A 20,304-nucleotide genomic window follows, 5' to 3' on the forward strand; every position below is an offset into this window, starting at 1 on the left:
CCCGGTAAATTCGAGGGTTATCGCTGCGGTCAGAAGCCGCGGGGAGACTCAGGCCGGCGGTGAGCGAACGGGGGGGCGCAGCCAGGCTGGATTGCGGGTAGCCGGCCCGCCGGGTGCACGTTGCACCCGCGAGATCGACTCCGGAGCGTCGGCGTCGGCGAAAGCCAGGCCGGCGGGCAGCGCGCTGACGCCGGCGAACTGGCAATCCGGTTCTGCGCTAATGGGAGAGACAGAAATGTCAGCGCCAGCGCCGTGATGCCCCGCGTGTGGATCGCCGTACTGATGGGCGAGTGACACTGAGTCTGTCAGTGCACTGATAATCAGCGCGCTCCGGGTATCGCCCGGGCAGAGGTGGAACGGCGTGCCGGACGCCAGCGGCGCCGCCATGTAGCCCGACGGCACGACGGCCGCGGCAACGAGGTAAGCCAGGACACACAGACTTATCCGTATCGGTCGACGCGCGCGCTGCAGGGTCTGGATCAGGAGCATGGCTTCAGTATAAGCCACCGATTGGCAGAAGGTGGCATTCTCTTGAAAACGGGCAGTTCAAGCCCTGCCCGGGACGGTCAGCGGTTTTCGGACCCAAAAAAACCGGAGACTCTCATCCCCGGTTTGTCGTGTATCCTGCAAATCAGGATCTGGCGTGTCAGCCCGCGGCGAGACAGATCGCACGACCGTGATCGGTCGTTTCCACAAGATCACGATGCAGGGCCATGATGGCCTTCTCGTAATCATCCTGCAGGACAACGAACTGCATATCCACCTGTCGTCGCGACTGATGCATCGCCAGTACGGAAATATCGTCCTTGGCCAGTGCGCTGACGGTGCGTGCCAGGACGCCGGGTATCTGCATATCACTGCCAATGGCTGAAACAATAGACACTTTCTGCTGATCCAGCTCGGCACTGGGGTAGATTTCCTCGATGGCGCGACGTATGCGCTTCACCGTCTTCAGGTTGCAGGCAAGGTAGTGCGTTATCGTATTGGCGTTGATGTCCTTGGACACGATGTGGGCCTTGTAGCGCCGCATGACCGCGAGAATTTCCCGGTCATAAACAGCCACCTGTCCCACCATATCCTGGTCGAAAACCTCCAGCGCGTAGACATTGCGGCTGCCCGCGATGATCTCGACACAGGGCTTGCTGCTGACGTAATCCGATGTCAGCAGGGTGCCGGTGTGCTCCGGCTCAAAGGTATTCTTGATGCGCAGCGGTATGCCCGACTTGCGCAGGCCCTTGGCCGCCTTGGGATGGATCGCTTCCATGCCAAGGTTGGCAAGCTGATCGGCCACGTCGTAGTTGGTGCGACCGATAGGCACCACATTTTCTTCACCCACCACCTTGGGATCGGCACTGCTCAGGTGGTATTCCTTGTGGATGATGGCCTCACGCGCTTCTGTCAGGACCGCGAGGCGGCTGAAGGTCATCTCGCTGTAGCCACGGTCAAAGCTTGCCATCAACCCGTCATCACTGTGCGCATAGCCGGTGACGATGGGAATGGTGGTGTTGACGTCCACACCGGTCATGGCCTGCAGGATGCGCTCATCCAGAGGCAGGTGCTCTTCGCTACGCCAGGCTGTCAGGTCGATAAAGCAGGCGTCCACGCCATCGCGCTGGAGCAGGGTTGCGGTGTTCCAGGCGCTGTGCGCCTCGCCGAGGCTCGCCAGCATTTCGCGCACCGTCGCCAGGTGTGACTCCAGCGCAAAGTGACCGTGCTGGCACAGCCGCTGCAGGTCCTCGAGACAGCGCTCTGCCGAGGCCAGCCGTTGATTGATGAAGCTGTTTGCCCGCTCCAGTTCGTCGGCCTGCGGAAAGAGCGACTCGTTGAGCGCATAGATATCGTCGCGCAACAGGGCAAACTCTTCCCGCCAGCTGCCCTCGTGCTCGCTGCTCGCGAAAAGCGCATAGACGCCGGGACGTCCGGACTTCTTGTGTTCCAGCAGGCGATTGGTGATGCCGGCATAGGCGGAGACGACAAAAATACGGCCGTAGGGCGTATCGCCCGCACCGGCCAGAATAATGTTATCGCGCACCGCCTCGTAGTCCAGCATGGACGTACCGCCGATTTTTTCGACAGTGTGGGTATTCATGGGTCTCCCTATTCTTCGAGAAGCTCGTAGGCACCGTCGGCATTGTGCACTTCCTTGCCAGTGACCGGCGGGTTGAAGACGCAGGCCAGCTTCAGTTCCTTGAAGGCGCGCAGGTAGTGCTCGTCATGCAGGTTCAGGTTGTACAGAGTGCCGGGCGTGATCGGATACTTCTTGCCATCGGCGATGGTTTCCACTTCGCCCTCGCCGGAGATGCAGTACACGGACTCCAGGTGATTCTTGTAGTGCATGTGAAAGTCCGCGCCGGCGTAAATCGTCGTGATGTGGAACGAGTACCCCATGTTGTCGTTCTTCAACAACAGGCGGGTACTCTCCCAGTTGCCATCCGGAGAGACGATGCGGCGGTCGGACTTTTCTGCTTCTTGGAGTGTTCTGACGATCATGTGCTTTTCTCCTTTCTGAGTTGAGGTAGTCGTGCAGGGTTGTTGCTCAAGAAGCGTCGCGCACTTTGAACAACTCCGTCACAGAGGGCATTTCGTCCTCGTTGGCGCAGATTTCGGCAACCGCGTTCTCGAGAATGTCGAGGCCGCGCTTGAGGTTGGCATCCGAGATGGTGAGGGGGCAGAAGATCTTGATGACCTGGTCTTCCGCGCCGCTGGTCTCGATGATCATGTTGTCCTTGAAGCAGCGTGACGTGATCTTGTCAGCCAGCTCACCGCTGACGCAGTTCAGGCCCTGGAACATGCCGCGACCGCGAACGCTGAAATTGCCGTCGCCAAATTTGTCGGCAATGGTGTTGAGCCGTTTGGCGACGTAGGCACCCTTGCGCTTGACCGCGGAACTGAAGCTGTCGTCCGACCAGAAGTGATCAATGGCGATCTTCGCCGTCAGGAACGCGAGGTTGTTGCCGCGGAAAGTGCCGTTGTGTTCCCCCGGCTTCCACTCGTCGAGTTCCGGACGCAGCAGCACCACCGCGAGCGGGAGACCATAGCCGCTGAGGGACTTGGACAGTGTGACGATGTCGGGCTTGATGCCCGCTTCTTCAAAGCTGAAGAAGGTCCCGGTGCGACCGCAGCCCGCTTGAATGTCGTCTACAATCAACAGGATATCGTGCTTTTTGCAGACTTTTTCGAGGTTTCTCAGCCATTGGGCGGACGCGGCATTTACGCCGCCTTCGCCCTGTACCGGCTCAACCAGTACCGCTGCCGGCTTGTCGATGCCCGAACTCGGGTCCGAAAGAACCTTATCGAGGTAAGTCGTCGTGTCGACATCCTTGCCCATGTAGCCGTCATAAGGAACACGGGAGGAGCCTCCAAGCTGCACACCGGCTGCGCCGCGATGATGCTGGTTGCCTGTTGCCGACAGTGCGCCAAGACTCACGCCGTGGAATCCGTTGGTAAAGGAGATGATGTTCTGGCGCCCCGTGACGTTGCGCGCCAGCTTCATGGCAGCCTCGACGGCGTTGGTGCCGGTGGGGCCGGTGAACTGCACCATGTAGCTCAGGCCGCGGGGCTTGAGAATCTTTTCGTTCAGGGTCTGCAGGAATTCGCCCTTGGCGCGGGTGTGCATGTCGAGACCGTGGGTCACGCCATCGCCAGCGATATACTCGAGCAGGGCTTCCTTGAACACGGGGTTGTTGTGGCCATAGTTAAGAGCGCCGGCGCCGGCGAGGAAGTCGAGATATTCGACACCGTCCTCGTCGTACAGGAACTCGCCACGGGCCTTGGTAAAGATGCGCGGGAAAGACCGGGCATAGCTCTGAACTTCTGATTCGATTTCGTCAAAAATTTTCATGCTGTATTCCTCTTTCGTCCTCTGAAGATTAAGGGAAAGTTGCCCGGCTATCCGCCGCTGCTGGCAAAGGGTCCGATCCGGACTCGCATTTCCGTGTCGTGCTGGCCACCGAAGTGTGCGTCGCGGTCGAAGCCGACGTCGTGCGTCAGCTCGGCGCCGCGGGCCTCGGCAAATTTGCGGAACAGGCCCCAGGAGGCGGCGTTATCCTCGGTGATGGTGGTCTCCATGAAGCGCACGTCACGGCACACAGGGCGATCAACGATGTGATCGAGCATTCTCAGAGCCAGACCCTGACCGCGCGCCGCACTGCCCACCGCCACCTGCCAGACGAACACCGTATCGGGCCGCTCGGGTATCAGATAGCCAGAGATGGCACCGACGATGGCATCCTCAATCTCGGCGACCACCGACGTGTGGCGAAAATGGGAGCACTGCAGCAAGTTGCAGTAGAGGGAATTTGTGTCCAGGGGCGGACAATCGGCAATCAGTTGGTGGACCGCTGCGCCGTCTGTCGCAACGGGCTCCCGGAGGCTCGCGAGCCGGTCGGGGCCATTCGTTTTATCAGGTGTAATGACTACACTCCGTAGCGAATTTGGCCCATAGTTTACTCCAATGGCGCGGAAAAAGCCACCGACAGCAGAAAAGTTTCCTTTTTAGTGGAAATCAGGGTCACTATCCGGGATTGTTGACGGTCACGCTTGCAGGGAATTCCACAAACCGCGAACGCACGTTACCGCATACTCGCCGGACATTCCGGGCCTCACAGCCGCTCGATAAACAGGGCGCTCCCCGTTCCCGCCGCGCCCGCTGCAGAGACGATGCCGCAGCTGAGATCGCGACGCTCCAGCTCGTCCAGCAGGGTCCCTGCCATCATTGCTCCGGTGGCCCCCATCGGATGACCCAGCGCAATGACACCGCCGTTGACGTTCAGCTTGTCGTCATCGATACCCAGCGTGCGCTGGCACATGACGCTGGTAGCGGCAAAGGCCTCGTGAATCTCGAACAGATCGACATCGGCGCTGCTCAGGCCCTGGCGCTGCATCAGTGCCCGTGCCGCTTCGACACACCCCGACAATACCTGGAGAGGATCGGCACTGACGGTAATACTGGCGCTGATCCGCGCTCGCGGGGATACGCCACAGCGGCTGGCAAGTTCGTTGTCGCCCACAAGCACCAGCGCAGCACCGTCGGCCATGGCCGGTGAATTGCCGGCGGTATGAATATGGCTGATGCTCTCAAGATGATCGTGCCCCTGCAGCTGCAGCGCATCGGTGCCGGCAGCACCGAGCTCCGCAAATGCCGGGGGCAGGCCCGCCAGATCATCGGCGCTGATAGCGGCGCGAATGCACTCATCCTGATCCACCGTGCCCTGCGCCGTGCTGATGGGAATAAGGGACCTGCTAAAATAGCCGGCTTCCCGGGCACGGGCCGCGCGCTGCTGGCTGGCCAGGGCGACCGCATCTGCCGCTTCCCGGCTGACGCCGTGCAGACTGGCGATGAGATCGGCACCGCTGCCCATCATCAGCATCTTGCAGGCGACTGCAAACTCGGGGTCGCTGAAGACGCGCGCCCTGTCCGCCAGCATTGGCACCCTCGACATCATTTCGACACCGCCGGCGACCACCGTGTCGGCGATGCCGGCGTTGATCTTGGCGCCGGCCAGGGCGATGGCATCGATGCCTGACGAGCAGTAGCGATTTACCGTGATGCCCGGCACCCAGGTGGGCCAGCCGCTGTACAGCGTGGAGCTTTTGGCGATGTTGCCTGCCTGCTCCCCCTGCTGCGTGACGCAGCCCAGTATGACGTCATCCACCGTTGCGGGGTCCAGCCCGGTGCGCTCCACCAGCGCCGCGTAAAGCTGTTGCAGTAGCGCCTGTGGCGTGAGTTCGTGCAGTCCGCCCGTGTCCTTGGCGCGACCGCGGGGGCTGCGCAGCGCGTCAAACAGGAACGCGTCTTTCATTCTCCCACTCCTATAACAAGGCTGGCGCAGGTGGTGGTACTGCCGCCAACGTTGAACGTGATCATGTTGCGGGCATCGCGGATCTGGGTATCACCGGCGCGGCCCGAGACCTGACGCGCGCAGTCCAATGCCATCCTCACCCCCGTGGCCCCGACCGGATGACCGAGACCGATAAGGCCGCCGCTGGCATTGACGGGAAAACTGCCGTCCCGCGCGATGCGCCCGTCCTCTACTGCCTGCCAGCTCGCTCCCGGTGGTGTCAGGCCGCTGTGATCGATCGCCATGTATTCGGTGACGGAAAAACAGTCATGTGTCTCGAGTCCGTCAACGTCGGTGATATCGGCGTAGCCGGCGCGCTGGAGGGCATCCCTGAAGGTTGCCTGCGCGTGGGGAAACAGCAGGGGCTGGCCCTTGCTCAGCGCCAGCTTGCGCTCCAGCAGCAGCGGCGCCGAGTGATGGCCCCAGCCCTTGATGCGGGGTATGTCCTCAAGGCGCAGACCCAGAGCCGTTGCATGCACCCGGGCAACGTTCTCGCTGGCCAGGATGAGGCAGGCCGCACCGTCGGTAATCTGACCGCAATCCATCTTGCGCACGCGACCCTCGATGACCGGGTTCAGCGCATCGTCCTGCGTGAAGCAGCCCGGCGGGAATTCCCAGTTCCGTGTCTGGGCATTCGGATTGTGCCTGGCGTTGGCAAAGTTGATCTGCGCAATCTGTGCCAGGTGCTCGGGACGGATGCCGTGACGCTGCTCGTATTCCTCGGTGATCCGATCAAACAGGAAGGGCCAGGGGAAGTCACAGTCCATGGCTTCCTGGCCACGGAAGGCAGCGGCGCCGAGATATTCGGCGCCCGTGCGTCCGTCCACATTGCGCATGAGTTCCAGCCCGACAACGCAGGCCGTACTGTAGTGGCCCGCTTCAATATCGCGCATGGCTCCGAGCATGGCCATTGAACCGGATGCGCAGGCCGCCTCGTGACGCGACGTGGGGATGGACGATAATTCGGGATACACGTGGCCGAAAAAGCCGCCAATGAGGCCCTGGCCAGCAAACAGGTCGGCAACGAAATTGCCGACATGACCAACTTCTATCTGCTGTGGCTCTATGCCGGCGTCTGCCACGGCACTCTGCAGGGCCTCGCTGAACATGGCGTAAAGGTCGAGCCCTTCGCGGTGCCAGTTGCGGGCAAAGTCGGTCTGCGCGCCGCCCAGGATATAGACATGATTCATGATGGTGCTCCTCGTTCACTGACGGCCTGCTGCAGCTGGCTGCGCACTATCTTGCCGAGGGGGTTGCGTGGCAGTGCCTCAAAAACCTCCAGGCGCTCCGGTAGCTTGAACCGGGCGATACCCCGTTCCGACAGCCACCCACAAAGGGCCTCAAGGGTTGGCGGCTCCTGACCCTCCACCGGCACCACACAGGCGCAGATCCGCTCCTCGAGAATCGGATCCGGGTAGGCGCAGACCGCCACCTCCGCCAGCCCGGGGAAGCCTTCCAGCAGGGTGTCGATCTCACTTGGCGAGATCTTGGTGCCGCCGCGGTTGATGATGTCCTTGGAGCGTCCAACAATCCGGTAATAGATGGGAGGATCACCGCAGATTTCCACCAGATCGCCGGTGCGGAACATGCCGTCTGCAGTGAAAACCTCATCGGTGACGCTGTCCAGATAGCCATCGAATACCCCTGGACCGGCGATGCACAGCTCGCCCGGAATCCCCGGCTGCGTGATCTCTGTACCGGTCTCGGGGTCGATGACCCGGGTCATCAGCGTCTTGCCGTCGTCGCCCTCGAACGCTGTGTCTTTCACGCCGAGGCGGGGAAACAGCCTGGCGCGGTGCTCGGCAGAGGGCGCATTCTCCGGCGTGGCAAACAGGCCAATGCCCTCGTTGGAGCCATAGAAATTGATGACCGGTTTGCCGTACTGCCCCTCGATCACCTCGATCATTGCCGGGGACAGGGGCACGGACCCGGAACCGAAGGCACGCAGCGCACTGAAGTCGAACTGTCTCCAGAGCTCGGGCTGCTGTGCCAGCCGGTTGAGGAGGGCGGGCGGGGCGATGGAAAAATGGATTCGCTCCTGCTGCAGCTGCTGCAGGTAAATGGCGGGATCCAGCGGATGATGCAGCACCAGCGTGCAGCCCAGGAGCGCGGCGGGGAACAGGAATCCGCCGAGCGCGGCCATATTGATGAAAGGAAAGGGCGCCAGCAGCCGTTCGCCGGGCTGGTATCCGCCCGCGTTCATGGTCAGCCGGCCCTGGGTAACCCACATATTGTGGGATCGCGGGACGCCCTTGGGGGTGCCGGTGGTTCCTGACGTCCAGCACAGCGTCACGATGTCGTTGGCATCGCTCTGCGGCTGCTTCCAGGTCTCGCTGTGAGTCGTCGCGCCAGCGTTGAGGTCATGGATCACATCCCACACGCGTACGCCCGGCAGTGCATCCTGTGCCTGCCTGAGCAGCGGCAAGCCACGGCACTCCGCAAGCGTCAGCATGGCCTTCGGCTTCAGCGCCCCGGCAAAGCCGGCGATTTCGTGGCTGCCGTACTGGATGGCGATGGGAGAGATAATGGCCCCGAGCTTGCTCAGCGCGTAGTAGGTCAGTATCAGCTCGCTGATATTGGGCAGCTGCACCAGCACAGAATCACCGCGCTCGATGCCGACTGCGGCAAGGGCAGAGGCGAGGGCACTGCTCGCGGCATCCACCTCGGCAAAGGTCATGCGACGTTCAGGCAGGCCGGTCAGCTCATGCTTGTTGGGCGGGTCTATGACCGCCTCCCGGTCGGGATGGCGGGTCGCATTCGCTGCCAGCAGGCTGTGCAGGGTATCGCTACCCCAGAGGCCGCTCTCTGTCAGCGTTCTGATCCGTTCCTGGCTGCTGGTTTGCATGTATCAGGCCTCGCAGGCTTGTCGGTATTCGGTTTCCAGTCTCGCCACCAGGGTGGCGATGGGCAGTATATCGGAGATCGCCCCGACGCCCTGGCCGGCGGACCAGACATCCCGCCAGCGTTTGGCATCACCCGCGGACTCGAGAATGTCAATATCGCCGGCGGCGGGCATGTTGTCCGGATCATAACCCGCGGTTTTCAGACTGGCGCGCAACCAGTTGGCCTTGACGCCGGTGAGGGCGTCAGAGCAGACGATATCCGCACCGCTGGCATCCACCACCATCTGTTTATAGGCGGGGTCCGCCATGCTTTCCTCGGTGGCGATAAAGCGTGTCCCCATGTACGCATAATTTGCCCCCAGCACCTCGGCGGCGCGCACGGCTCGCCCGGTGGAGATGCCCCCGCCGAGGACAACAATGCCATCCCAGCTGCGGCGAATCTCCTCGACGAAGGCAAAACCCGACTGTTGACCCGTATGGCCACCGGCTCCCGCCGCAACCAGAACCAGCCCATCTGCCCCGGCGTCAATCGCCTTGGCCGCCAGCCGGGTATCGATGACGTCAGCCAGGACCAGACCGCCATAGGCGTGGACGGCATCCACCGCCTCACGCGGGCTGCCCAGCGCGGTAATCACGATGGGCGCTTTGTACTGAACCGCCAGCGCAAGATCATCGAGGCGGCGCACATTGGAGCGATGCATCATGAGGTTCATGGCCCATGGCGCATCGCCGGTTGCATCGACGTTCGTGGTTATGCGCTGCAGCCAGGCATCGAGATCTTCCAGGGTGCGTGCATTCACCGAGGGAAACGTCCCCACGATGCCGGCCTTGCAGCAGGCGATCACCATATCGGGGCCGGACTGAAGAAACATGGGAGCCTGAAAGACGGGTAAGCGCAGGCGCTCAAGGGGACTGATCATGCGGTATCTCGCGAGGGGTCACTTTTGTTAACAGACCGCGAGTGTAGGTCACTGTACTGGCTCAGGCAAGGATCGACGCGGCGTTGAAGGTCTGCAGGTCTATCACTTGCATAACAAAACCAGTTGCCTATAATCTGAAGGCAAGGCCACTGGCCCATTGCACATATTTGCTCTACAGGAGGCGTCATGCACGCGCAACGCACACATCAGGAGTACCCATCGGTCGAGCAGTGCATCGGCGCTGCCACGCATTTTGCCGACGCGCCGCAGTGGATATACAGTCTCGACAATCCCTATCTGCACGGTGTCTATGCGCCGACCGTGGACGAGATGGATGTGTCCGGCCTGACAGTCGAGGGTGAGCTGCCGGCAGATCTCGAGGGCGCCTACTTCCGCAATGGCCCGAATCCTGTGTACCAGCCGAAGAATCGCTATCATCCCTTTGACGGTGACGGCATGGTGCATGGCGTGTACTTCCAGCACGGCAAGGTCTCCTACCGCAACCGCTATGTCGAGACCGAAGCGCTGCTGTCTGAACGCGCCGACGGCCGCTCCATCTCACCCGGTGTCATGGGTCCGTTCGACTACTCGGTGTCGCCCTTTGGCATCAAGGACACATCGAATACCGACGTGGTTTTCTTCAATGACCAGCTGGTTACGCTCTGGTACAACGCCGGCAACCCCTATGCCCTCGATGGGCAGTCCCTGAAGACACAGGGCGCGTTTGATATCCCCGGGCGTCGCCATCGCCGGCTGTCGGCGCATTCCAAGGTCGACTGGGCAACGGGCGAGATGCTGTTCTTTGACTACGGTGACGAACCGCCTTTCATGACCTACGGCGTTGCCGACCCGTCGGGAAAGCTCGTGCACGAGGCTGATATCGATCTGCCGGGCCCGCGACTGCCGCATGACCTCGGTTTTACCCGCAATTATGCAGTCCTGCACGACCTGCCGTTTTTCCACGACATTGACGTGCTGCGCAAGCACCGACTGCGGGTGCTGACGTTCCACCGTGATATCCCGACCCGATTCGGCATCATTCCCCGCTACGGCAAGGGCAGTGAGGTGCGCTGGTTTGAATGCGAGCCCTGCTACATCCTGCACACCAGCAACTGCTGGGAAGAGGGTGACTGGGTGGTGATGGACGGTTGCCGTTCCATCAATCCCATGCCCCAGGCCCAGGATAATGAGGGCGATCTATCGCACATGCTCGCCTACATGCGCCTCGAGGCGAACAACTACCGGTGGCGCTTCAATCTCCGGACAGGCGAAGTGCGTGAGGGTCCGATTGACGATCTCAACACCGAGTTCAACAAGACCAATCCGATTTTTCACGGCGAAAAAAGCCGTTTCGCCTACCATCAACGCATTCCTCTTCTGCATGAGGGCGGCCACACGCTGCGCTTTACAGGACTGGTGAAATACGACAACGAGACCGGCAGGCGCTGGGAGTATGACTACGGCAAAGGCGTTTTCGGCAGCGAGGCGGTATTTGCGCCGCGAGTGGGTGCCGACAGAAGCGGTCCCGAAGACGACGGTTACGTCATTACGCTGGTCACCGACAGCGGCACCTGGAAATCGGATTGCCTGGTGTTTGATGCACAGGATATCGAGAAGGGCCCGGTGGCCCGGGTCAACCTCCCACATCGTGTGCCCTTTGGGTTCCATGCCACCTGGGTTCGCGGCCAGGATCTGTTCAGCGTCTGAAGTCCGGCCCTCACAGGTTACCGGGGGCCGTCATCGCCACTACCGTGAACACCACGTTGTCCACCCGTGCCAATTCCATCAATCGGGCACTGGACGAAATCGGCGACAAATGGTGCCTTCTGATCATCCAGGAGGTCTTCTGGGGTATCAACACCTTCAGTGGCATGCTTGAGGCGATTGGCGCGTCCCGGGGGGTGCTGTCCAACCGCCTGAAGTGGCTGCAGCGGGTCGGCTGCCTGCGCAAGGCCTTGCCGACCGAAGGTAGCCGTGGCGGCAGCTATCACCTGACCCGCAAGTCCATTGACCTCTATGACAGCGCCATGATGGCGGTAGAGTGGGAGCGCAGGTATTACCGCAAGCCCGCGCTGGACGCCGTCAAGCTGGTCCACAACCGCTGTGGAATGGCATTTTCACCGCGAATGCAGTGTCAGGAATGCAGACAGTCGGTGGACGGTCGCCACGTGTCCTACCGGGCGGGACCCGGTGCAACGATCGATGAACGTGAAAAAAAGGTTCGCCGTCGCTCGTCCATCTCTGTCGATGACGTACCGAGCGAACGCAGCGTGTATCGCAACCTGATCAATATCGTGGGTGATCGCTGGACCGCCAATCTGATATCTCTGGCATTCCATGGACATCACCGCTTTGAAGCGTTTCACAGAGAGCTGCCGGTTGCTACGAACATTCTCTCTGACCGCCTTCGTCTCCTGGAGCAGGAGGGCGTCTTTGGCAGCCGCGCCTACCAGCAGCGTCCGCGTCGCTTCGAATACTACCTGACAGAAAAAGGCTGGGACCTGTTCCCCTATTTCGTCACGCTGCTGCAGTGGGGCGACAAATGGTGTGATGGCCCGGGGGGCGGGCCTCCGATACTTCTGCATCATGACAGCTGCGATAGACCACTGCGCGGAGACGTGGTCTGCAGTCACTGCGGGGAGGCGTTGAAAGCCTACAATGTCAGGATCACGTTGAACTGACCTGCGTGCCCCTGAGAGCGGCGCGGAACGGACGCCACTCTCTCGAAAATTGCATAAACAGACCTGTAGACTTCGGCGCTTAGAAATTGCGCCAGACAACACCGGAGGAATGCCGTGACTGACTATTTCCAGAAGCATGTCGATCTGCTGGACAAGGCGCTGGATGCCTGTGCCCAGCGTTACTCCTGGAGCGCCTGGCCTGAAAACCCCAGCAGCAAGATCCACGGCGAGGAAAAGCCCGCCGCGGGCAAGGCGGCGTTCGAGTCACGGCTGCAGGCCGATTTTCCGCTCGACCAGCCAGGCACGACCGGACACCTTGGCGCGGAGGTCTCACCTTACACCCGCAAGCCGCTGGGCGTTCGCTATCCTGCCACGGATGTGCCGGCACTCTATGACGCCATCCGCAAGGCGCAGCCGGCCTGGGCGCAGGCGTCGCCGCAGGAGCGCGTCGGTGTCTGCCTGGAAATTCTGCAGCGCTGTGGTGACAACCTGTTCGAGAACGCACACGCCACCATGCACACCTCCGGCCAGTCCTATGTCATGGCGTTCGCCGGCAGCGGCGCCAATGCGCTCGACCGCGGTCTTGAAGCCCTGGCCTATGCACACAAGGCAATGGCGGATGTGCCCGGGGAGGCCCGCTGGCAGCGCCAGTTCGGTCGCGACGGCGTTGCCGATCTGCACAAGCAGTACCGCCTGATGCCCCGCGGCGTGGGGGTGGTGATCTGCTGTGCCACCTTCCCTCTGTGGAACGCCTACCCGGCACTGTGCGCGTCGCTGGCAACCGGCAATCCCGTGGTGCTCAAGCCGCACCCCAGCGCCATCCTGCCCGTTGCGCTGGTGGTCAGGACCTGTCGCGAGGTGCTCGCCGATGCGGGTTTCGATCCGAACCTGGTGTCCCTGGTCGCTGACGAACGCGACGCTCCGGCAACCATGGCCCTGCTGGAACAGCCGGAAACAGCAATCGTCGACTTTACCGGCAGTCCCGCCTTCGGCACCTGGCTCGAGAACAACCTGCCGGGCAGGCTTGTCTACACCGAGACCGCGGGCTGCAATTCCGTGATTCTTGAATCCACCGACGATCTTACGGCGACGGCACGTGCGATTGCGCAATCGCTTTGCCAGGCCTCCGCGCAGATGTGCACCAGTGTGCAGAACATTCATGTGCCGGCGGATGGGGTTCGCGTGGGCGGCGAGCGCGTCGGCGTGGACGCGGTGTCACGGGCGCTGGTGGAAGCGGTGGACTTCTGGCTGGCTGACCCGCGACGCGCGGCAACGCTCTGCGGCACCCTGTTTGATGACAGTGTGCAGGCCACCGTCGATCGCTACCGCGAAAAGGCCGCTGCCGACGCCACGATCCTGCGCGATTCTGCAGCCTATTCCCATGAAGAATTCCCCGGAGCACGCACAGCGACGCCGCTGATCATTGCGGCGGATCCGGCGCACCGGGAGTGGTATCGCCAGGAGGTGTTCGGTCCCGTATCGTTCGTGATTGCCAACGGCTCTCGCGCAGACTGCCTGGCCGACGCCACCGGCAATGCGCGCGAGTGCGGCGCAATTACCTCGCATGTGTACACAACGGATGACGGCTTCATGCAGCAGGCCATCGATGCCTACCACGCTGCGGGCGCCTCCGTGGCCTGCAACCTGACCGGAATGCCGATCAATTTTGCCGCCGCCTATTCCGACTACCACGTGACCGGACTCAACCCGGCGGGGAATGCCTGTCTTGCGGATCTGGCCTTTGTGGCCCAGCGCTTTCGTATTGTGCAGAGCAAGGTCATGGCGTGACGCGCGACCAAGGTCATGCACGAGTGGTCAATGGCGTGACAACCCGCGCCAGGGCGCTACACTGTCGGCGTTATCAAAACACCACAGCGGAGGAACAGCCGTGCAGCAGGCACTCGCCACCATGCTGACCATGCAGAACGCCATGAATGCCCGCGTGCACCCCGACTGGCAGGATCAGGGATTTGCCTGGTACCGGGCCCTGTGGATCGAGTGCGCAGAGCTGCTCGACCACTACGGCTACAAATGGTGGAAAGCACAGCACCCCGACATGCCGCAGGTGCAGATGGAGGTGGTCGATATCTGGCACTTCGGACTCTCGGCAATGCTGGTGGAGAATCGCGATATTCCCTCGCTCGCGGTGCAGCTGGATGCGCAGATACATGCGCATGACATCGCAGAGCCAGACCTGCGTCTGGCCACCGAGAACCTCGCGCGTGACACGCTGGCATCCCGGGCCTTTCCGCTGGCCGCCTTCCTCGACGTGATGCATGCTGCCGGCCTCACGGCGGATACGCTATACGCCACTTATGTCGGCAAGAATGTGCTGAACTTTTTCCGCCAGGATCACGGGTATCAGGAAGGTACCTACCGCAAGGAGTGGCAGGGGCGCGAGGACAACGAGCACCTGCACGAACTGCTGGCGAATCTGGACAATACCAGCCCGACCTTTCCCGACGATCTGTACGCCGCGCTGGCGCGGCGCTACCGCGAAGCCGCCTGACGCCTCGCCGTGTCGTCGCGGGACTTTGAGGGCTTTTCAACCTCGGCGCTGGCAAAGCGCCTGCAGCTCCCTATACAGCAGCTATTCGCCACGCTCCGCGACTACGGCTGGATAGAGCGGCGCGCCGATACCTGGATGCTCACAGCCAAAGGGGAATTCGAGGGTGGGCAGTATCACACCAGCAAACGCTATGGCCGCTATATCGTCTGGCCGTCTTCGCTGGCGGAACATCCGCTGCTGCTGGCGATAGAGTCCAACCAGCGCATTACGGGGGCCGCCTTGTGCCGTTACTATCCCCATCTGAGGCCGCGGGAGGTTAATCGCGCACTGGCCGAGCTTGGCCTGCAGCAGCACACGCTGCTGGGGTGGGAGCTGACGCCGCTGGGCCGGCACTTCTCGGGCCAGCAGGAAGAAAGCGATGACTCGGGCTCACTGTATGTCAGCTGGCCACATGAGATTATCGACGACCCCGTCGTGCACCGCGAGCTGAGTCGTCATTCGGCATTCGGTGCACCGCCCGTGGACGACAGTATCATGCCGGATCTGTTTTCATCCGGCGCGCAGGCAGAGGCGCGGGGTTATCCTGCGGTGGACGGACACTGCCTGAATACGCCTCTGCAGATGCAGGTCTGCAACTGGCTCTATCTGGCACAGCTTGCGCATGCGCACCGGCGTGCCCTGCCGACAGAGGAAGACCTGGTCGCCGATTTCTACCTGCCCGGTGCCGCCGTCTATATTGATTGCTGGGAGGAGAACGTTCCCGCCATGGAGCTCAGCGGACGGCTGCGCAAACGCGAGTGCTACGACGAGCTCAAGCTGCGCTACCTCGAGGTCAACGCCCGTGACGCGGAGCGTCTCGACGAGTTGATCGGCCGTCGTCTGCTCGCTTACGGCGTGCGTTACTGAGCCGAGGCCGGCCGAGCGCGCTCATTGATGGCGGTGGCGAGCTGCACGTCGCGCTCGGTGATGCCACCCGCATCGTGGGAGGTGAGGGCAATGGACACGCGGTTGTACACATTGCTCCACTCCGGGTGGTGATCCATGGCCTGGGCAATCAGGGCAATGCCGCTCATGAAACCCCAGGCAGCCACAAAGTCGTCAAATTCGAGTTCACGCACGATCGTCTTTTCCTTGCGCTCCCAGCCGTCGAGTCGCGCCAGCGCCGTGGTCAGTTCCGCGTCATTCAACAGTGCCATGAGTCCATTCCTTCTGCATACCGGGTTGATTCAGCGGCGCCGCAACAGGACACCGCATTCCATATGGTCAGTGTAGGGAAACTGGTCGAACAAGCCAAAACGCGTGATATCGAAGTGATCCCTGAGCGCAAGCAGATTGTCGTGCAGTGTTCGCGGATTGCAGGAGATATACAGGACATTGCGGAAACGGCTGACCATGTCGAGCGTCGCCGCATCCAGGCCGGCACGTGGCGGGTCGACAAATACGCTGTCCAGCCGGTAGGCGTCGAGCGCCTGCGGCAGCACCTGCAGGCGACGGAACTCGCGTTCCCGGCCCAGGGCCTGGGCCACTTCCTCCGCAGAAAGCCGAATGATGTGGGTATTCCCGATCGCGTTGTCTTCCAGGTTGTACTGCGCCGCGCGGGTGGACACCTTGGACAGCTCGGTGGCAATAACGGCACCGAAATGGCGTGACAGTGGCAGCGTGAAGTTGCCGTTGCCGCAGTACAGCTCCAGCAGATCACCGCCTAGCGTCGATGCGCAGGCACTGGCCCACTCGAGCATTGCCGTGTTTACCGCGGCGTTGGGCTGCGTGAATGCCTGCTCGTACTGGCGATAGCGGTAGCGGATACCATCGACCTTGAGCGTTTCGGTCACGTAGTCCCTGCCGATCACGGTTTTACGCTTGCGACTGCGCCCGATGATGGACACCTCGAGCGCTTCAGCCAGCTCCTGTGCCTCAATTTCCCAGGCGTCTTCCAGCGGGCGGTGATACACCAGCGTGATGAGGCTTTCTCCCGCCAGGGTCGACAGGAACTCCACCTGGAACAGCTTCCGTCGCAGCTCAGGCGAGGCCTTTATGCGCTGCATCAGTTCCGGCATCAATGCCTGTATCGGTGCACAGGCGATCGGGAATGCATGGATCGGGACTGGCACGCGCGGCGCATCCGGGTTAAACATCGCGTAAAAGCTGTCCTGCGCCTCATGCCAGACACGGAACTCTGCGCGCATGCGAAAGCCCTCGGGCGCAGAAGCGACCACCGCCGGGGCCGGCAGAGACAGCCCGGAAAAAAGATCAAGCGTCTTTTCAACCTTGCGCTCGAGCAGGCGATCGTAGTCGGCAATGGGAGGGGTATCGTGCTGCATCGGCGGGCTCAAAGGCAGTTGGGGGGCTTTGGCAGGCCCGCGATCTTGCTTGCGAGCTTCGCCGGCGAACCCGGGAACAGGCGCAGGAGATACAGGCTACTGCCTTTCTCCCTGCCGAGCTCAAGAGCACAGTACTTCACCAGTGGGCGCATGGAAGGTGAGCTGTCGAAGCGTTCGTAATAGCGCCTCACCAGCTCGATGATTTCCCAGTGCGCCGGCGTCAGCGGAATATTTTCCCTTGCGGCGATAATCCGGGCCGCCTCGGGATTCCAGGCATCCAGATCGCGCAGAAAGCCCTCAGGGTCAACTGCAGGGGAGGCGATGTCCACCGGATCAGAACCAGGCACGATGACGGCTGTGCTGCTCGGTCAGCGCGACGAGACCCGCGATATCTATGGTGGAGATTGACCGGGCGCAGTGTTCCGACAGTCCGCGGGCGGCCAGATCATCATCCAGCACATACAGCGCCACGCCAGCCCGATGCCACGTCTCATGCCAGCCGCCTGGCACGGACGCGATCCAGGCGCCGTGCCCCAGGAACACGACGCTATCGCCAGACGCCAGCTGGCTGATGCAGCGCCGGCAGTCAGCGTGATCCGGCAAAAGGTTGACTGTATGCAGGGTCACCGTCAGAAACTCAGAATGTGGTCGCTGCGTTCATGCAGTTGGCGTATGGCATTGCTCTCTACCGCTTCCACAAAGGGGGGCAGATTGCCTGAAATACCATAGGCCGATAATGCGGCCGCATCGGCGAATACCGCGTCAATATCGTACAGTGGCATGGAGTCAATCATGCGCCGCAGATCCCGGCGTCCGACGCGCTGACAATCCGCACCGGGCGCCAGCTGCAATACCCCAGCGCCACTGAACAGGACACTCACCGGCTGGTCAAAGGCCGCATAGGCGAGCACAGTATCGATGCCCGCGCGCGCCAGGCTGGCGCCCAATGGCGCGTGCTGGAGTATGAAAAGAACCGACTTTTTCGCCACGTACCTGTCAGCCTCCAAAGGTCAGTACGCGATCTGCGGCGTGGGTTGCCGCGACCAGTTGTCCGAGGCCGCCGATCCTGAAACCCTCCGCCAGGGTGGGGTGAAGTTCGCTGTCGGACGGGAGCTCATCCACACCGACAACACCACGCTGCATCGCGGACGCCACGCAGAGCACCAGTTCAACCGCATGATCGGCGGCGAGCCGCTGCCACTGTCGCTGCACGGCGATCTCGTCCTGCGGCATGGACAGTGTTGCCAGACCGACAGTCGTGGCGGCGTCGGAAAAAAACACCGTATCCAGCCGGTGGCCCTTGCCAATGATCGCCTCGGCAACACGCGCCGCAGTCAACAGGCATTGCCCGTCAGAGGGCGAGGACAGCGCCAGTAGGGTGTATTGCATGGGCGGGAGTATCAACAAAAAAACCCCGACCGTGGCCGGGGTTTACAGGCTGGTTGACGTTGCGATCAGTCATCGCCACCGAGTGCGGTCAACAGGTGAAGCATGTGAATGAACAGGTTGTAAATGTTCAGATACAGACCGACGGTCGCACGTATGTAATTGGTTTCTCCACCGTGGATGATACGGCTGGTGTCAAACAGTATCAGCCCGGACATGATCATGATGACCGCCGCCGAGATGGTCAGCGACAGCGCCGGTATCGCGAGGAAGATGTTGGCGATCATCGCCACCACCGCCACGATCAGACCCACCATGAGGAATCCCCCCATGAAGGAGAAATCCTTGCGGGTGGTCAGGGCATACGCCGAGAGACCAAAGAACACCACGGCAGTGCCCCCCAGCGCCTGCATGACAAGGGCAGGACCGTTCGGCATGGCCAGATAATGGCTCAGCATGGGACCGATCGAGGCGCCCATCACGCCGGTGAAGGCAAAGATGGCCGGGAGGCCCTTCGCTGTATCGGCCATTTTATGAACCACGAACAACAGACCAAAACCCACGAGCGTAAGAATCAGACCCGCACCTGCCGGAAGCCCCATTGCCATGGAGACGCCAGCGGTAAACGCGCTGAAGAGTAACGTCATGCCCAGTAGCATGTAGGTATTTTTCAATACCTTGTTCGTGCTGACGACACTGTCAACACCACTGCCTGCCACGTTATAGACACTTCTATTTTCCATCACTGACTCCAGATTGTGACTGAATTCGGACAAACCGACTGATGCTGGCCATCCACCTGTATGACACCGCGACTGAGTGGCAGTTCCCGACGGCCTGTCGCCTGGGCACCACTGCTGCGCGATCCCGTATCTGGCGTGCAGCCTGCAGGTGCAAGGATAGCAGGCTTTGCTGTCTACTGACATCTGTCAGGCGGCGTGACTTAGCGATTCCGCACCCCCGATTGCGGTGCAGCCGACCGGTGCAGTATCGTAGAGATCCACTCTCTTAGCGACGGTCACGCCCATGTTTTCACAGTTCACGCCGGCAAAGACACTCACAGCAGGCATCCTCGGAACCCTTCTGCTGATTTTTCCCGTACTCGGCTACTCGCAGAGCTCTGCAGACGGCAGGGACGTGCTGTATACCGTCGATGGACGGCCTTACGAGGGCTATTTCGTGACCGGCGAAGAGAGTCGCGGCCTGGTGCTGCTGATCCACGACTGGGATGGCCTCACGGCGTATGAAAAGCGTCGGGCAGACATGCTGGCAGATGCTGGCTACAGCGTCTTTGCGGTTGATCTTTTCGGTGAGGGCATCCGTCCGGAGAAAGTCGAGGATCGACGCCAGCATACGGGTGAGCTCTACCAGGACCGTGAAAAGATGCGCGCCATCCTGCAGGGTGCGCTGGCCGCAGCCGGCGAGGAGGGGGCCGACACCAATAACGCCGTTGCCGCAGGCTACTGCTTCGGCGGGGCAGCGGTTCTTGAACTTGCGCGATCAGGCGCGGCGCTGCGAGGTTTCGCCAGCTTTCACGGCGGTCTGGGCACGCCGCAGGATCAGGACTACGCCGACGTCGCCGGTGAGGTTCGCATCTATCACGGCACAGCAGACTCCGCCGTGACCATGGCGGATTTCGCGGCGCTCGCCGAAAGCCTGGAGGCGAGCGATATCCCCCATCAGATGATCAGCTACGGCGGCGCACCCCACGCGTTTACGGTGTTCGGCAGCGATCGCTACCGCGAGGCCGCTGACCAGCACTCGTGGGCTTCCTTCATGGCGTTCCTGGAGGACCGACTGTAGG

Annotated in this window: 22 protein-coding genes; 6 read left to right on the forward strand and 16 right to left on the reverse strand. The window is 61.6% G+C overall.

The genetic code is table 11. The annotated features are described in order from the left end of the window. Positions 1-48 precede the first annotated feature (48 nt). From EV688_RS15290 to EV688_RS15330, 9 genes are all read right to left on the reverse strand, one after another. Positions 49-489 carry a hypothetical protein gene (locus EV688_RS15290; RefSeq protein ID WP_117319407.1) on the reverse strand — a complete coding sequence of 147 codons (441 nt, stop codon included), beginning with the start codon at positions 487-489 and terminating at the stop codon, positions 49-51. A gap of 157 nt (positions 490-646) precedes the next feature. After that, positions 647-2,089, reverse strand: coding sequence for an aspartate kinase (locus EV688_RS15295; protein WP_117319406.1), 1,443 nt, complete (start codon positions 2,087-2,089; stop codon positions 647-649). Positions 2,090-2,097: 8 nt separating this feature from the next. Next, positions 2,098-2,490: an ectoine synthase gene (locus tag EV688_RS15300; RefSeq protein WP_117319405.1), complete on the reverse strand. Its 393-nt coding sequence runs from the start codon at positions 2,488-2,490 to the stop codon at positions 2,098-2,100. Positions 2,491-2,536: 46 nt separating this feature from the next. Then, on the reverse strand, positions 2,537-3,841 hold the full coding sequence (ectB, locus tag EV688_RS15305; RefSeq protein ID WP_117319404.1) for a diaminobutyrate--2-oxoglutarate transaminase: 1,305 nt from the start codon (positions 3,839-3,841) through the stop codon (positions 2,537-2,539). Between the two features lie 47 nt (positions 3,842-3,888). Next, complete coding sequence (ectA, locus tag EV688_RS15310) at positions 3,889-4,455, reverse strand: diaminobutyrate acetyltransferase (RefSeq protein ID WP_341539186.1); 567 nt, start codon at positions 4,453-4,455, stop codon at positions 3,889-3,891. Between the two features lie 146 nt (positions 4,456-4,601). Then, the gene (locus tag EV688_RS15315; protein WP_117319402.1) at positions 4,602-5,801 is read right to left on the reverse strand and encodes an acetyl-CoA C-acyltransferase; all 1,200 of its coding nucleotides are present in this window, start codon (positions 5,799-5,801) and stop codon (positions 4,602-4,604) included. Next, complete coding sequence (locus tag EV688_RS15320) at positions 5,798-7,030, reverse strand: acetyl-CoA acetyltransferase (RefSeq protein ID WP_205686722.1); 1,233 nt, start codon at positions 7,028-7,030, stop codon at positions 5,798-5,800. Before EV688_RS15320 ends, EV688_RS15315 begins: the two co-directional genes overlap by 4 nt. Continuing rightward, the gene (locus EV688_RS15325; RefSeq protein ID WP_117319400.1) at positions 7,027-8,685 is read right to left on the reverse strand and encodes a class I adenylate-forming enzyme family protein; all 1,659 of its coding nucleotides are present in this window, start codon (positions 8,683-8,685) and stop codon (positions 7,027-7,029) included. Before EV688_RS15325 ends, EV688_RS15320 begins: the two co-directional genes overlap by 4 nt. A gap of 3 nt (positions 8,686-8,688) precedes the next feature. Then, on the reverse strand, positions 8,689-9,603 hold the full coding sequence (locus EV688_RS15330; RefSeq protein ID WP_117319399.1) for an NAD(P)H-dependent flavin oxidoreductase: 915 nt from the start codon (positions 9,601-9,603) through the stop codon (positions 8,689-8,691). Positions 9,604-9,789: 186 nt separating this feature from the next. Here EV688_RS15330 and EV688_RS15335 point away from each other — a divergent pair, with 186 nt between their 5' ends. The 5 genes from EV688_RS15335 (at position 9,790) to EV688_RS15355 (ending at position 15,699) form a co-directional block, all read left to right on the forward strand. After that, a complete protein-coding gene (locus EV688_RS15335) occupies positions 9,790-11,310 on the forward strand; it encodes a carotenoid oxygenase family protein (protein WP_117319398.1) in 1,521 nt (506 codons plus the stop codon). 44 nt (positions 11,311-11,354) lie between these two features. Then, on the forward strand, positions 11,355-12,284 hold the full coding sequence (locus EV688_RS15340; protein WP_240624448.1) for a winged helix-turn-helix transcriptional regulator: 930 nt from the start codon (positions 11,355-11,357) through the stop codon (positions 12,282-12,284). Between the two features lie 114 nt (positions 12,285-12,398). Then, positions 12,399-14,072 (forward strand): phenylacetic acid degradation protein PaaN, encoded by a 1,674-nt coding sequence (gene paaN, locus EV688_RS15345; protein WP_117319396.1) that lies wholly within the window; start codon positions 12,399-12,401, stop codon positions 14,070-14,072. A gap of 100 nt (positions 14,073-14,172) precedes the next feature. Beyond that, entirely contained in the window at positions 14,173-14,793 is a 621-nt protein-coding gene (locus tag EV688_RS15350; RefSeq protein WP_205686721.1) for a dUTP diphosphatase, read from the forward strand. Between the two features lie 9 nt (positions 14,794-14,802). Next, positions 14,803-15,699 (forward strand): hypothetical protein, encoded by an 897-nt coding sequence (locus EV688_RS15355; protein ID WP_117319395.1) that lies wholly within the window; start codon positions 14,803-14,805, stop codon positions 15,697-15,699. Here EV688_RS15355 and EV688_RS15360 read toward each other — a convergent pair. From EV688_RS15360 to EV688_RS15390, 7 genes are all read right to left on the reverse strand, one after another. Continuing rightward, the gene (locus EV688_RS15360) at positions 15,693-15,989 is read right to left on the reverse strand and encodes a 4a-hydroxytetrahydrobiopterin dehydratase (protein WP_117319394.1); all 297 of its coding nucleotides are present in this window, start codon (positions 15,987-15,989) and stop codon (positions 15,693-15,695) included. The genes EV688_RS15355 and EV688_RS15360 overlap by 7 nt on opposite strands. Positions 15,990-16,019: 30 nt before the next feature. Continuing rightward, positions 16,020-17,114: a tRNA (uridine(54)-C5)-methyltransferase TrmA gene (gene trmA / locus EV688_RS15365; RefSeq protein ID WP_117319393.1), complete on the reverse strand. Its 1,095-nt coding sequence runs from the start codon at positions 17,112-17,114 to the stop codon at positions 16,020-16,022. Between the two features lie 8 nt (positions 17,115-17,122). Next, complete coding sequence (locus EV688_RS15370; protein ID WP_240624447.1) at positions 17,123-17,461, reverse strand: TusE/DsrC/DsvC family sulfur relay protein; 339 nt, start codon at positions 17,459-17,461, stop codon at positions 17,123-17,125. After that, the gene (gene tusB, locus EV688_RS15375; RefSeq protein ID WP_162883995.1) at positions 17,448-17,741 is read right to left on the reverse strand and encodes a sulfurtransferase complex subunit TusB; all 294 of its coding nucleotides are present in this window, start codon (positions 17,739-17,741) and stop codon (positions 17,448-17,450) included. Before tusB ends, EV688_RS15370 begins: the two co-directional genes overlap by 14 nt. Positions 17,742-17,743: 2 nt before the next feature. After that, complete coding sequence (gene tusC / locus EV688_RS15380) at positions 17,744-18,103, reverse strand: sulfurtransferase complex subunit TusC (protein ID WP_162883994.1); 360 nt, start codon at positions 18,101-18,103, stop codon at positions 17,744-17,746. 7 nt (positions 18,104-18,110) lie between these two features. Continuing rightward, positions 18,111-18,503: a sulfurtransferase complex subunit TusD gene (gene tusD / locus EV688_RS15385; RefSeq protein WP_117319389.1), complete on the reverse strand. Its 393-nt coding sequence runs from the start codon at positions 18,501-18,503 to the stop codon at positions 18,111-18,113. 65 nt (positions 18,504-18,568) lie between these two features. After that, a complete protein-coding gene (locus tag EV688_RS15390) occupies positions 18,569-19,243 on the reverse strand; it encodes a Bax inhibitor-1/YccA family protein (protein ID WP_117319388.1) in 675 nt (224 codons plus the stop codon). A 283-nt stretch (positions 19,244-19,526) separates the two neighbouring features. Between EV688_RS15390 and EV688_RS15395 the strand changes: the two genes are divergently transcribed. Further along, complete coding sequence (locus EV688_RS15395) at positions 19,527-20,303, forward strand: dienelactone hydrolase family protein (RefSeq protein WP_117319387.1); 777 nt, start codon at positions 19,527-19,529, stop codon at positions 20,301-20,303. Position 20,304 lies beyond the last annotated feature (1 nt).

This window comes from Chromatocurvus halotolerans, from assembly GCF_004340525.1.
Taxonomy (GTDB): Bacteria; Pseudomonadota; Gammaproteobacteria; order Pseudomonadales; family Halieaceae; genus Chromatocurvus; species Chromatocurvus halotolerans.

Coding starts and splice junctions, on each gene's coding strand:
- EV688_RS15320 (WP_205686722.1), bottom strand. CDS start 7,030: ATGAATCATGTCTATATCCTGGGCGGCGCGCAGACCGACTTTGCCCGC.
- EV688_RS15330 (WP_117319399.1), bottom strand. CDS start 9,603: ATGATCAGTCCCCTTGAGCGCCTGCGCTTACCCGTCTTTCAGGCTCCC.
- trmA (WP_117319393.1), bottom strand. CDS start 17,114: ATGCAGCACGATACCCCTCCCATTGCCGACTACGATCGCCTGCTCGAG.
- EV688_RS15360 (WP_117319394.1), bottom strand. CDS start 15,989: ATGGCACTGTTGAATGACGCGGAACTGACCACGGCGCTGGCGCGACTC.
- EV688_RS15315 (WP_117319402.1), bottom strand. CDS start 5,801: ATGAAAGACGCGTTCCTGTTTGACGCGCTGCGCAGCCCCCGCGGTCGC.
- EV688_RS15335 (WP_117319398.1), top strand. CDS start 9,790: ATGCACGCGCAACGCACACATCAGGAGTACCCATCGGTCGAGCAGTGC.
- EV688_RS15325 (WP_117319400.1), bottom strand. CDS start 8,685: ATGCAAACCAGCAGCCAGGAACGGATCAGAACGCTGACAGAGAGCGGC.
- EV688_RS15300 (WP_117319405.1), bottom strand. CDS start 2,490: ATGATCGTCAGAACACTCCAAGAAGCAGAAAAGTCCGACCGCCGCATC.
- EV688_RS15390 (WP_117319388.1), bottom strand. CDS start 19,243: ATGGAAAATAGAAGTGTCTATAACGTGGCAGGCAGTGGTGTTGACAGT.
- EV688_RS15395 (WP_117319387.1), top strand. CDS start 19,527: ATGTTTTCACAGTTCACGCCGGCAAAGACACTCACAGCAGGCATCCTC.
- EV688_RS15295 (WP_117319406.1), bottom strand. CDS start 2,089: ATGAATACCCACACTGTCGAAAAAATCGGCGGTACGTCCATGCTGGAC.
- ectB (WP_117319404.1), bottom strand. CDS start 3,841: ATGAAAATTTTTGACGAAATCGAATCAGAAGTTCAGAGCTATGCCCGG.
- EV688_RS15290 (WP_117319407.1), bottom strand. CDS start 489: ATGCTCCTGATCCAGACCCTGCAGCGCGCGCGTCGACCGATACGGATA.
- tusD (WP_117319389.1), bottom strand. CDS start 18,503: ATGCAATACACCCTACTGGCGCTGTCCTCGCCCTCTGACGGGCAATGC.